The 12,716-nt window shown below is 49.6% G+C and carries 11 protein-coding genes; all 11 read left to right on the top strand.

Annotated features, from left to right (window positions below; genetic code table 11):
• Window positions 1-13 precede the first annotated feature (13 nt).
• The 11 genes from NYE37_RS01970 to argF all read left to right on the top strand — a co-directional run bounded on the left by NYE37_RS01970 (window position 14) and on the right by argF (window position 12,521).
• Entirely contained in the window at window positions 14-1,231 is a 1,218-nt protein-coding gene (locus NYE37_RS01970) for a glycosyltransferase family 4 protein (protein ID WP_049720683.1), read from the top strand.
• Between the two features lie 144 nt (window positions 1,232-1,375).
• Window positions 1,376-3,910: a preprotein translocase subunit SecA gene (gene secA, locus NYE37_RS01975; protein ID WP_037997705.1), complete on the top strand. Its 2,535-nt coding sequence runs from the start codon at window positions 1,376-1,378 to the stop codon at window positions 3,908-3,910.
• 77 nt (window positions 3,911-3,987) lie between these two features.
• Window positions 3,988-5,101, top strand: a protein-coding gene (gene prfB, locus NYE37_RS01980) for a peptide chain release factor 2 (protein WP_121874281.1) whose coding sequence is annotated in 2 segments (ribosomal slippage) — window positions 3,988-4,059 and window positions 4,061-5,101 — 1,113 coding nt in all. Because the reading frame shifts where the segments join, the coding sequence is not laid out codon by codon here.
• 31 nt (window positions 5,102-5,132) lie between these two features.
• Window positions 5,133-5,921: an enoyl-CoA hydratase/isomerase family protein gene (locus NYE37_RS01985; protein ID WP_049720682.1), complete on the top strand. Its 789-nt coding sequence runs from the start codon at window positions 5,133-5,135 to the stop codon at window positions 5,919-5,921.
• An 81-nt stretch (window positions 5,922-6,002) separates the two neighbouring features.
• Window positions 6,003-6,833, top strand: a complete 831-nt coding sequence (locus tag NYE37_RS01990; RefSeq protein ID WP_049720681.1) for a hypothetical protein — start codon at window positions 6,003-6,005, stop codon at window positions 6,831-6,833.
• A gap of 10 nt (window positions 6,834-6,843) precedes the next feature.
• The gene (locus NYE37_RS01995) at window positions 6,844-7,176 is read left to right on the top strand and encodes a c-type cytochrome (protein WP_037997709.1); all 333 of its coding nucleotides are present in this window, start codon (window positions 6,844-6,846) and stop codon (window positions 7,174-7,176) included.
• Between the two features lie 120 nt (window positions 7,177-7,296).
• The gene (gene argC, locus NYE37_RS02000) at window positions 7,297-8,328 is read left to right on the top strand and encodes an N-acetyl-gamma-glutamyl-phosphate reductase (protein WP_037997711.1); all 1,032 of its coding nucleotides are present in this window, start codon (window positions 7,297-7,299) and stop codon (window positions 8,326-8,328) included.
• 15 nt (window positions 8,329-8,343) lie between these two features.
• A complete protein-coding gene (gene argJ / locus NYE37_RS02005; RefSeq protein WP_049720680.1) occupies window positions 8,344-9,567 on the top strand; it encodes a bifunctional glutamate N-acetyltransferase/amino-acid acetyltransferase ArgJ in 1,224 nt (407 codons plus the stop codon).
• 25 nt (window positions 9,568-9,592) lie between these two features.
• Window positions 9,593-10,396 carry an acetylglutamate kinase gene (gene argB / locus NYE37_RS02010; RefSeq protein ID WP_049720679.1) on the top strand — a complete coding sequence of 268 codons (804 nt, stop codon included), beginning with the start codon at window positions 9,593-9,595 and terminating at the stop codon, window positions 10,394-10,396.
• Entirely contained in the window at window positions 10,374-11,543 is a 1,170-nt protein-coding gene (locus NYE37_RS02015; protein ID WP_340711731.1) for an acetylornithine transaminase, read from the top strand. Before argB ends, NYE37_RS02015 begins: the two co-directional genes overlap by 23 nt.
• Window positions 11,544-11,555: 12 nt before the next feature.
• Window positions 11,556-12,521, top strand: coding sequence for an ornithine carbamoyltransferase (argF, locus tag NYE37_RS02020; RefSeq protein WP_082240779.1), 966 nt, complete (start codon window positions 11,556-11,558; stop codon window positions 12,519-12,521).
• Window positions 12,522-12,716 lie beyond the last annotated feature (195 nt).

The raw sequence follows: 12,716 nt of genomic DNA on the forward strand, positions 1-12,716 counted from the left end.
GGAAGTGAAGATCGTGCGGATATGGTTAGCGAATCATTATGCAGTTCCACCGAATATTGCAGGCATAACCCGCCACTATGAGCTGGCAAGAGAGTGGGCGGATGGCGAAGGGGCGGAAGTGACTCTGTTTTTGTCCAAGTTTGTGCACCCCCGCCGGACATTTATCACGGAGGAAGAAAAACGAAACATTGAACCGGTGAAAGGGCTGAACCTGGAGTGGCTGTGGTCCTTCCCGCATAAAACCAACGATTTCAAGCGGATTCTCAATATGGGAAGTTTTGCTTCCATTTTTTTTCTGGCCGGCTTGTTCAAAAAGAAGCCAGATGTGTTGATTGCATCTTCTCCCCATTTGTTCACGGCGTTTGCCGGATGGATGCTTTCAAAAGTAAAGCGTTGTCCGTTTGTTTTGGAAGTGCGTGATTTGTGGCCGGATTCGCTGATAAAAATGGGCGGTTTGAACAATAAATGGGTGGTTCGGATCTTGACTTGGATGGAATCGTTTTTGTATGAAAAAGCCGACCAGATTATCGTGTTGACGGAACATCAGCGCAAATTTATCGCAGACAAAGGGTTTGATCCCGATAAAATCCGGTTGATTCCCAATGGCATTGTGGTCGGCTCCTGGGAACCCGACCCGTCCAAACGGACTGAATTCCGCAGACGGATGGGTGTGAAGGAAGATGAGTTTGTTGCCATTTATACCGGGGCACACGGTCCGGCCAATGCACTGCAACATGTGGTGGAAGCAGGCCGCTATTTAAAACCGGGGGTTTCCATCGTTTTGATCGGAGACGGGCCGGAGAAGGAAAAATTGCTTCGATTAAAAGAAGAAGAAGGCTTGGATAACGTTCATTTGTTGGACCCGGTGCCCAAATCGGAGATCTTTGACTATACCCAGGCGGCTGACTGCGGAATCATTTCTTTGGCTGACAACGAGGTTTTCCGTGGCGCCCGGCCCAACAAATTGTTTGACTACACATTCATCGGCCTGCCGATCGTCACTACCGTTGACGGGGAAGTCCGGGAGATTGTGGAAAAGAATCAAGTCGGTTTCTTTGCGGGAGCGGAAAACCCGGAAGGGTTGGCTGAGGCCATTGAAAAAGTGCGTTCCCTGTCTCCTGAAGAGAGGGAAGCCATCCGGAAGCGGGGACGCGAATATATTGACCGGGAAGGGGACCGCAAGAAACTGGCCCGTCGTTTCTACGGATTCTTAAAAGAGCTGGTGAAGTAAAGCGCATACGCCGGATGTTTTTTTACTCTCCCCGGCGGTGAAAGCCAAATGAAAAAGGGGAAAAAATTTGTTAAACTATACAATATGGATTTGTTTGGATTTCGGCGAATATCTAATCCAGCTCAAGGTAGGAGATGATGAAGGTTGTTAAAAACCCTTCGCAAACTGTTTGACAATCAGGAAAGGCAACTGAAAAAGTTTTTTCAGATTGCCGATCAGATTGATGCTTTGGAACCGGATATGCAAAAACTGACCGATGCCCAATTGAGAGAGAAAACGGATGAGTTTAAACGGCGTCTCAAGGAAGGAGAAACATTGGACGACCTCCTGCCGGAGGCGTTTGCCGTGGTTCGCGAAGCCGCGCGCCGTGTCTTAAACATGCGTCATTTCCGTGTGCAGTTGGTCGGTGGAATGGTGCTTCATCAGGGCGATATTGCCGAGATGAAGACCGGGGAAGGAAAAACGCTCGTCTCCACGCTTCCTGCTTATTTGAATGCTTTGACGGAAAAAGGCGTTCATATTGTCACCGTGAATGATTACCTGGCCAAACGGGACCGTGAATGGATGGGGCAGGTGTTTGAATTTTTGGGCCTCACCGTCGGGCTGAATCTGCCGCACATGTCACCGGAAGAGAAGAGAGCCGCCTATCAGGCGGATATTACTTTTGGGACAAACAATGAATTCGGATTTGATTATTTGCGGGACAATATGGTGATGTATCCGGAGCAGTTGACGCAACGGGAACTGAATTATGCCATCATCGACGAGGTCGACAGCATTTTGATCGACGAAGCGAGAACGCCTTTGATTATCAGCGGGCAAGCCAATAAGGCCACCGATTTGTATTACGCGGCCGACAAAGTGGTGCGCCGCCTGAAACCGGAAGAAGACTTTACAGTGGATATCAAAACGAAGCAAGTGACGTTAACCGAAGACGGCGTGAAGAAAGTGGAGAACTTCCTCGGGATTGACAACCTTTATGACATGAAGCACATCATGTTGAACCACCACATTCAGCAAGCATTGAAAGCCCATGTTCTCATGAAACGGGACGAAGATTACGTGGTGAATGAAGACGGCGTGGTCATCGTGGATGAATTTACCGGCCGCTTGATGTACGGAAGGCGTTACAGTGACGGCCTGCACCAGGCGATTGAGGCCAAAGAAGGTTTGCAAGTTCAACGGGAGAGCATGACCCTGGCCACCATCACTTTGCAAAACTATTTCCGGATGTATGAAAAATTGTCGGGAATGACCGGTACGGCCAAAACCGAAGAAGAAGAGTTCCGTAAAATCTATAACATGGATGTTTTGCAAATTCCGACCAACCGTCCGATGATCCGGGAAGATTATTCTGATGTGCTGTACAAAACGGAAGAGGCGAAAATGAAGGCCGTGGTGGAGGAAATTGAACAATGCCACCAAAAAGGCCAGCCGGTGTTGGTGGGAACGGTGTCCATCGAAAAATCAGAGCGATTGTCCCGGATGTTGAAGCGAAAAGGGATTCCCCATCAAGTGCTGAATGCGAAAAACCATGAACGGGAAGCAGAAATCATTGCACAGGCCGGGCAAAAAGGAGCCGTCACCATTGCCACCAACATGGCCGGGCGCGGAACCGACATTGTTTTGGGAGAAGGTGTTGCCGAGCTGGGTGGTTTGCATGTGATCGGCACGGAACGCCATGAGAGCCGGCGGATTGACAACCAGCTCAGGGGACGTTCCGGACGTCAGGGCGATCCCGGTTCTTCCCGGTTCTTCCTGTCCCTGAATGACGATTTGATGCGCCGTTTTGGAGCGGAAAATCTGGAAGGAATGTTGAATAAACTGCCCGATGACGAACCGATCCGGGGGAAATTGTTTACCAAAGCAGTGGCCAATGCCCAGCGGAAAGTGGAGGCGAACAACTTCGATGCGCGCCGGTGGGTTTTGCAATATGACGATGTGTTGAACCAGCAACGGGAAATCATTTATAAACAACGCCGTGAAGTTTTAACCAGCCAGGATTTAAAAGATGTCGTTCTCGGCATGGCCAAATCAACCATCGAAAAAGTGGTTAAGGCCCATACGGCCGATGAACTGGAGGAAGAATGGGATTTGGATGCCATTGTTGATTTCGTCGAATCCAATCTGCTCCCGGAAGAAAGGATCTCCATCGATGAGTTGGAAAAATTGGATCCGGAAGAAATGATCGAATATATTTATGACGAAGTCGTAAGATATTATGAAGAGCGCAAGGAGGAAATGGGCGAAGAACGGCTCAATGAATTTGCGAAAGTCGTGACCTTGCGGACGGTTGACCGGAAATGGATGGATCACATTGACGCAATGGAACAATTGCGGCAAGGCATTCATTTGCGTGCGTACGGACAGGACAATCCTCTCCGGGCTTACCAATTTGAAGGTTTTGCCATGTTCGAGGAAATGGTGAGTGAAATACAGGAGGAAGTTGTCCGTTACGTGATGAAATCTGTCATCGACGAAAAAGAAGAAATTGAACGGGAAGAAGTCGCTGTCAACACCAAGGCGGTTTCCGGCCAGGAACAGAGCGAGACGGTATCGAAGAAGCAACCGGTTCGCCGGAGCGAAAAAGTGGGGCGGAATGACCCCTGCCCTTGCGGCAGCGGAAAGAAATACAAAAACTGTTGCTTAAAAAATGAAAAATCTGTTTCGGTTCAATGAAAGAAGCTCAGGGAACCCTGAGCCTTCCCTTTTCCAATCCGTTTTTTTGGAATAAGATATGTCATGAGGTGATAGGTATGGAAATCCATGAAATGAAACAAGCGTTGGAAAATACAGCCGGGAAACTGGCGGACATCAGGAGGTCTCTTTGACTTCGATCAGAAGAAATCGCGTTTGAAAGAGCTGGAAAGTGAGATGTCTCTTCCTGACTTTTGGGATGATCAGGAATCAGCCCAAAAAGTGATCGGTGAAATGAAACAATTGAAAGAACAGATCGAGAAGATGGAAGAGCTGGATGAAACCTTTGAGGAACAGAAATTGATGCTTGAACTGTTGCAAGAAGAAGGGGAAGACCCTTCCATGGAGAAGGAATTGGAAAGCGGAATCCGTTCCTTGCAAAAAGAGATCGACAATTTCGAGCTGACGGTCATGCTCAGTGAACCGTATGACCGCAACTCGGCGATTTTACAACTGCACCCGGGGGCAGGCGGAACCGAATCGCAAGATTGGGCGGACATGCTGCTCCGTATGTATACCCGTTGGGCGGAAGACCATGGATACAAAGTGGAAACATTGGATTATCTCGCAGGGGATGAAGCCGGCATAAAAAGTGTGACGTTGCTGATCAAAGGAAATTATGCTTACGGGTATTTGAAGGCGGAAAAAGGCATTCACCGTTTGGTGCGAATTTCGCCTTTTGATTCCTCCGGCCGCCGCCACACTTCGTTTGTATCGGTTGAAGTGATGCCGGAGATTGACAATGATATCGAAATTGAAATCCGGCAGGAAGACCTGAAAATTGACACCTACCGTTCCAGCGGCGCCGGGGGCCAGCATGTGAATACGACGGATTCAGCCGTCCGGATCACCCATATCCCAACCGGCATTGTGGTCACTTGCCAGTCGGAACGCTCTCAAATCAAAAACCGCGACCGGGCGATGAAAATTTTAAAAGCCCGCTTGTACGAGCGGCAATTGGAAGAGCAACAAAAAGAATTGCAGTCGCTAAAAGGGGAACAGAGCGAGATCGGATGGGGAAATCAGATCCGTTCTTATGTATTCCATCCTTACAGTATGGTGAAAGACCATCGGACGCAAGTGGAAGTAGGCAACGTGCAAGCCGTGATGGACGGGGAAATCGATTCGTTTATCGAAGCGTATTTACGTCAGCAGTTAAATCAAAAATCCTAGAGAAAAAATCAAAAACCAGGGAGGGCGGAAAATGTCCGACTGGAAATATTTAAACGTGGAGTTTGAGGGGAATACGGCGGTTCTGACGATTTCGCGGGAAAAAGTTTTAAATGCGCTGAATCAGGATCTGTTAAACGAATTGGAAGAAGCGGTTGCATCCATTGAACAATCGGAAGACGTCCGGGCATTGGTGATTACGGGAGCAGGGGGAAAAGCTTTTGTTGCGGGGGCCGACATCAAAGAGCTGCGCGAGATCTCCCGGCCGGATCAGGCTGAAGCCAAAGCCAAAAGAGGACAGGCCTTGTTCAACCGGATTGAAGAATTGAACATCCCGGTGATCATGGCCGTCAATGGATTTGCCTTGGGCGGAGGTTTGGAATTGGCACTCAGCGGGGATATGATCCTTGCATCGGAAAATGCGAAATTCGGGCAACCCGAAGTCAACCTGGGTGTCATCCCCGGTTACGGAGGAACGCAGCGCTTGGCCCGTTTGATCGGCAAGCAAGCTGCCAAATACCTTTGCATGACCGGGGAGATGATTTCCGCTGAGGAAGCCCGGCGGTTGGGAATTGTTTATCAAGTGTTCCCTTCCGACCAATTGTTACCCAAAGCAAAAGAGTTGGCTCAATTATTGGCCAAAAAGGCTCCGCTGGCCGTCCGTTTTGTGAAAAAAGCGATCAATCAGGGAGCAGAAGCAGATCTCCGATCCGGCTTGCAAATGGAAGCCGCGTACTTTGGTTTGTCCTTCGCCACCGAAGACCGTGTGGAAGGCATGGATGCTTTTCTTGAAAAAAGAGAGCCCCGGTTTAAAGGAAAATAAACATTGGCGGGCCGGCAAACAAAGCCGGCCTTCTCATTACATAGTCATGTTGGGGGAGCAGAGAAAAGAGGAGGTCGTCTTATGGATATGATCATGGAAAATCCCGTCTTATGGGGAACCGTTTTTGTTGTTGCATTGATTGTCATTATATTGGTCATCAGCATTATCGTTTCGAAAAAAAGAAAAAAAGAAGTGGAAGAAATCGAAAGAATGTTTCCGGATGGAAACATGTCCAGCGAAGATGTGCAGATTTCCATGGAACGATTTAAGCGGGAAAGGCAAAAAAGAAAACAAAAGCCCCGCATCCATCGTGAACGGCCGACGGAAGCACATCCGGATGAAGACAAAGAAATCATTGTGCGGAGTCCCGAGGAGTTACAAAAAAGAAAAGCCAACACCAAACCCGGTATCCAATCCAACACCAGCCGACCTGACGAGAAGAAGCGCGTCAATGCGAAGGCAAAACCGGCTGCATCCGAAGAAAAGATTCATTCCAAAAACGATGGTGCCGCTTCCATGGCGTCAGAGAAGAAAGCAGAACAACCGAATGTCAACGGCAAACAAAGTTTGTTGAAATCTAAGCCGGAAGAGGTGTCCGGCCACAAATTGACATTAAACAAGAAGACACAAAAACCGGAAAAGAACCGTGGAGACGAAGAGAAGGCGACAGACGAAAAGCAACAGGAAGCATTGGATAAAAAAACAAACCGCCGTTTGTACAAAAGAAGTTTGTTAAAGCCGGAAAAAAGCGGGGAATCAACGAAAGATTCGGGGGAACACCCGAAAGCCAGCTTACTCGGCTCGCAAGCACCCGGCCATAATCAAGAGGAAGAGGAACAAGACCAAAAGAAAACGCCCTCCCGGGCCAAACATTATGCAGGGAAAAGTCTGTTTTCCAAAAAGAACAAGTAGGAGTGATACCATGAAAAGAACAGGTTGGTTTTTCGGAGCGCTTTGCGGACTGTTGCTCTTGGCCGGATGTAACTCCGGTGGAAATCCGAACACTTCGCAAAATCAAAACGGGACGACAACAGCTTCGGATCCCCAAACGGTTTATATGAACAACTGTTCTTCTTGTCATGGCGGAAACCGGCAAGGGGCCATGGGGCCGAGTTTGCAAAAGATCAGCGAGAAAATGAATAAAGATGAAATTCTTCAGGTTTTGGAGAATGGAAAAGGAAGCATGCCTGCTCAATCGCACATCCCCCAGGATCAGCGGGAAAAATTGGCTGACTGGTTGATTGGGCAGCCATAATCCGCACGTTCAAAAGCCAAGCGATCTGCTTGGCTTTTTTTGTTTCTCCTGAAATACGGTTGAATAAATATTATATTAAATGTATAATAATACATATCCAAAATGAAGGTGTGAGATTCTTTGAGAGTTTCAGTGATCGGTTCCACGGGCTATGGTGGCATGGAGTTGTTGCGAATTCTTCAGCGTCATCCGGAATTTCAAATTGCTTCTTATGTTTCCTCTTCCCAAGCCGGGCGGCCGTTAAACCGTTCTTTTCCGCATATGCCCCAATTGACGGAAACGTTTTGGGATCTGGATGTGAAACAAATTTGTGACTCGGCGGATCTTATTTTTTTTGCCACCCCGCCGGGCGTCAGTAAGGAGTACGCGTCTTTGTTTGTGGAAGAAGGAAAGATTGTGGTTGATTTGTCCGGGGATTTCAGGCTGAGGGATCCCGGCCGGTATGAAACGTGGTACCAAAAGCCGGCGGCGGACCGCAAATATCTGGACATGGCAGTTTACGGGTTGAGTGAATGGTTTTCCGAGGAGTTGAAAACGGCGCAACTCATCAGTAATCCGGGTTGTTATCCGACGGCCACGTTGCTTGCGCTTTTGCCGCTTTTAAAGGAAAAGTGCCTGGATCCGGCTTCGGTCATTATTGATGCCAAATCAGGTGTCACCGGTGCCGGACGGGCTGCCAGGCAGCAAAACTTGTTCAGCGAAATCAACGAAAATCTTCGTCCTTATAAAATCAGTCATCATCAACACATTCCCGAAATCGAGCAGGTGGCAAGCAGTCTTACCGGTTCGGATGTCCGGGTTCAATTTGTTCCCCATCTGGTTCCGATGAACCGGGGGATATTGGTCACGATCTATGCGCAGCCACTGAATAAATATACAAAGGCGGACCTTTTGCAACTTTATGAGGAAACTTATGCTTCGGAACCGTTTGTTCGTGTGTTAAAAGACAAATGGCCCGAAACCAAAGCAGTACAAGGAAGCAACTTTTGTGATATCGGGGTTCAAGTGGATGAACGGACAGGGAGATTCATCATCTTGGCGGCGATTGATAACTTAATGAAAGGAGCAGCGGGACAAGCCGTGCAAAATGCCAACATTCGCATGGGCTATCCGGTCACTGCCGGACTTGATATGGATCCGCTTTATCCTTAAACGGGGGGAGACGACATGATCACCGGAACGGATTGGTTTCAAATCGTTGAAAATCCTTCCATTGCATTGCCCGCAGGGTTTTCAGCCAAGGGAATCCATGCCGGATTGAAAAGAAAACGGAAGGATTTGGGGATGATTCAGTGCGAAGTGCCAGCTTCGGCGGCGGCGGTTTATACCGTGAATGCCTTTCAGGCGCCGCCGATCAAAGTGACGCAGGAAAGCATGGGCGTGGAAAGCAAGTTGCAAGCGATTGTGGTCAACAGTGCCATTGCCAATGCATGCACGGGGGAACGGGGATTGGAAGATGCAAGAAAAATGCGGGATCAAGCCGCTTCTTTATTAAATATTCCTTCGCATTTGGTCGCCGTGGCTTCCACGGGCGTGATTGGCGAGTATTTGCCCATGGACCGGGTCGCGGCCGGCTTAAAACGATTGGTGACGGAGACGGACAACCAACCTGCTGCATTTGCTGAAGCGATCCTGACGACGGATACATGCACCAAAGAAATTGCCGTCACCTTGGAAATTGACGGGAAGCCGGTAACCATTGCGGGAGTGGCCAAAGGTTCCGGCATGATTCATCCCAATATGGCGACCATGCTTTCTTTTATTACCACCGATGCCAAAATCGGGCCGGATCATTTGCAGAGATTGCTTTGGCAAACCACCGATGAAACCTTCAACATGATCACGGTGGATGGCGATACCAGCACCAATGACATGGTGTTGGTGATGGCAAGCGGATATGCCGGTCACCGGCCCCTTACCCGTCAGCATCCGGAATGGGCACGGTTTCAAGCCGCATTCCAATACGTTTGCGGGGCATTGTCCAAAATGATTGCCCGCGACGGCGAAGGAGCCACCCGCTTGATTCAGGTCCGGGTTGAAGGAGCCCCGTCGAAGGAAGCAGCACGGAAGGTGGCCAAATCCGTGGTGGGATCCAACCTGGTGAAAACCGCTGTTTTCGGGGAGGATGCCAATTGGGGCCGGGTCATCTGCGCAGCCGGTTATGCCGATCCTTCGTTAAATCCGGAAAACATGGATATCTGGCTGGGACCGGTTCAGGTGGTGAAAAAAGGGATGGCTTCAGACTTTCGTGAAGAGCTGGCGGAGCAAGTGTTAAAACAGGATGTCGTGGAGATCCGGTTGGATCTGGGCGACGGAATGGAGGAAGCCGTTGCCTGGGGATGTGATTTGACCTATGAATATGTCCGCATCAATGCAAGCTACCGGACATAAACAAAGGAGGAACAGAAAGTCTCCAATGATTGTGTTCAAATTGGGGGGAAGCGTGCTGAAACGGCTTCACCCGGATTTTTTCCGGAAGTTGAGGGAGTTGTCAAAAGAAAACATTCCGTATGTGATCGTGCACGGCGGCGGTCCTTTTGTTTCAAACTGGATGAACAAACTGGGCCAAAAACCGGTGTTTATCGAGGGGAGACGGGTCACGGATGAAGGAACGCTGGATATCGTGCAAATGGTGTTGGCCGGCCAAGTGAACAAACAGCTCGTTTCGCGTTTGCTCCAAGAAGGGATTCCGGCGCTTGGCATAAGCGGAATCGATCTGAATTTGATCACGGTGAAACCCAAAGACGAAAAACTGGGTTTTGTCGGGGAAGTGACCGGACTGAACCGGAAAGTGCTTCATCAGATGTTGGAGACTGGCTGGGTTCCTGTCCTTTCATCCCTCGGAATCGGGGAAAAAGGGCAAGCGTTTAATGTCAATGCCGATGAAGCGGCCGCTTTGGTTGCACAAGGGATGGGAGCGAGACAATTGGTCATGGTCAGCGATGTGGACGGAATTTTCATAAAGGAAGGAAATGAAAAAAAGCTGTTGCGCCATGCGACACCGGAAATGGTGGAGCAATTGATTTCAGATGGGCAGATCACTGGCGGTATGATCCCGAAAGTCCGGTCCGCGGTCCGTTGCTTGAACGGCGGGGTGGAGAAAGTGTGGATTATCAACGGAGAAAAAGGTCGCGACACGGATGAAAAAAGACCGGATTCCCCGGGAACATGCCTGATGAAGAAAGAGGTGAGCGAACGTGTCTCTGTTTCCAACATATAAGCGCCACCCCGTTCATTTTGTGGACGGCGAAAAGGCGGTGTTGACCGATGCACAGGGAAAACGGTATCTGGATTTTGGTTCCGGCATCGGGGTGACCAATTTGGGTCATAAACATCCCCGCGTGTTGGAAGCACTCATGGCGCAAGCCCGGGCGGTTTGGCATGTGTCCAACCTGTTTGAACAGCCGTTGCAGGAAAAAGTGGCGGAAAAGTTGTGCCAAATCACCGGGTTGGATGCCGTCTTCTTTTGTAACAGCGGGGCGGAAGCGAATGAAGCATTAATCAAATTGGCCCGGAAATGGGCGAAAGACGCAAAGATCATCCATGAGCCTGAAATCATCACATTCACCGGCTCTTTTCACGGCCGTACACTGGCCACTTTGACGGCCACGGGGCAAGAGAAAGTTAAAACGGGATTTGACCCTTTGCCTCCCGGATTCCGCACGGTCCCCTATGGAGACATGGAGGCGGTGAAAGGAGCAACCCGGACAACCACCACGGGTGTTTTCTTGGAACTGGTGCAGGGGGAAGGCGGGGTCCGGCCGGCTGATCCGGCGTTTGTCCGGGAATTGGCGGATTGGTGTAAAGAAAAAGAGATTTTGCTGATGATCGATGAAGTGCAGACCGGAGTCGGAAGGACGGGTGAATGGTTTGCCTATCAGGCATATGGCATCAAGCCGGATGCAATCTCCGTTGCCAAAGGGTTGGGAAACGGGTATCCGGTCGGGGCTGTTGTGGCGGATTCCCGCTTGAAACCGGTGTTGGGCCCCGGCACACACGGGACGACATTTGGAGGTAATCCGTTGGCCATGGCCGTTTGTGATGCGGTTTTGACCGAAATCGAACAAACCGGATTGTTGGAACAGGTAAGGGAAAAAGCGGAGTATTTAAAGAAGAAGCTGGACGGTTTGATCCGATCCCTTCCTGCTGTCCGGGAAATCCGCCAAAAAGGATTGATGGTCGGCATTGAGCTGGATGAACCGGCTGCCCCGTTCATCCGTCAGCTGTTGGAAAACGGACTGGTTGTGCTTCCTGCCGGCGAAAAGGTTGTGCGCCTGTTGCCGCCTTTAATTGTAAGTGAAGAAGAAATAGACCAGGCGGCCTCCGTTTTGCACCAAACCTTGTCACAAACAAAAATCGGCATGTGAGGAGGGGCGATAGTGAAAGAGACTTTGGAAACGCCGTTATTAGCAGGGAAAAAAGGGAAGAGTTTTTTAACATTGATCGACTGGGAGCCGCATGAAATTGAAGCTTTGCTTCAATCAGCCCTCAAACTCAAATCACTGCGGAACAAGGGAGAACACTGTCAGCCGCTGAAAGGAAAAAGCCTGGCGATGCTGTTTGAAAAGCCGTCCACCCGGACCCGTGTCTCTTTTGAAGTCGGGATGAAGGAGTTAGGGGGATACACGGTCTTGCTCCGGAACGATGAGATGCAGTTGGGCAGGGGAGAAAGCATGGAGGACACGGCAGGTGTTCTTTCGCGGTTTGTGGATGCGATTTTGATCCGCACCCATGAACATGCAAGAATCGAGCGCCTGGCCGATGCCGCAACCATTCCGGTCATTAACGGGCTTTCCGATCAGGCCCATCCCTGCCAGGCGCTGGCCGATTTGTTGACCATATTGGAAAAGAAGGGATCGTTAAAAGGAGTGAAATTGACTTATGTCGGGGATGGTAACAATGTCCTTCACTCTCTGATCCAGGCTTCGGCGCTCACCGGCATCGATTTGCATGTTGCAACGCCGCCGGGTTATGAACCGGATCCCGCTGTTTGGGAATACTCGGAGCAAATCGCCGGACAAACGGGAGCCTCTCTCACTTTCCATTATGATCCGGCCGTTTCCGTGCAAGGGGCCGATGTGGTTTACACAGATGTCTGGGCGAGCATGGGACAAGAAGAAGAAAAAGAAGAACGAAACAAAACGTTTGCTTCTTATCAAGTGAATGCTTCGCTGATGGAAAAAGCGAAACCCGATGCCATCTTTATGCATTGCCTGCCTGCTTACCGCGGACTGGAAGTGACCGGAGAAGTTTTGGAGGGACCGCAATCCGTGGTTTTTGATCAGGCGGAAAATCGTCTTCATGCGCAAAAAGCACTTTTGGTAGCCATTTTGGCTGATGGTTGACCCGGATGAAAACCCCCGGTTTCTGAAATGAAAGAAACCGGGGTTTTTTTTTGCGTGGAGCGAATTTTGACAGGGATTTGATTTTATGTCAAAGTAAAAGGATTATGCGAATTAAAAATTAAAATAATAAATGTTATGATGTTGGTAAAAAGTGATAACCAGCCGTTGATCCGTGTGGTGTCGTCAGGATGATTT

The organism is Thermoactinomyces sp. FSL K6-2592 (genome assembly GCF_038006465.1).
GTDB classification, from domain to species: Bacteria; Bacillota; Bacilli; order Thermoactinomycetales; family Thermoactinomycetaceae; genus Thermoactinomyces; species Thermoactinomyces vulgaris.

Bases quoted from the DNA above. Each gene is read 5' to 3' on its own strand.
- NYE37_RS01985 (WP_049720682.1), top strand. From the start codon at position 5,133: ATGTCCGACTGGAAATATTTAAACGTGGAGTTTGAGGGGAATACGGCG.
- NYE37_RS01990 (WP_049720681.1), top strand. From the start codon at position 6,003: ATGGATATGATCATGGAAAATCCCGTCTTATGGGGAACCGTTTTTGTT.
- NYE37_RS01995 (WP_037997709.1), top strand. From the start codon at position 6,844: ATGAAAAGAACAGGTTGGTTTTTCGGAGCGCTTTGCGGACTGTTGCTC.
- argJ (WP_049720680.1), top strand. From the start codon at position 8,344: ATGATCACCGGAACGGATTGGTTTCAAATCGTTGAAAATCCTTCCATT.
- argB (WP_049720679.1), top strand. From the start codon at position 9,593: ATGATTGTGTTCAAATTGGGGGGAAGCGTGCTGAAACGGCTTCACCCG.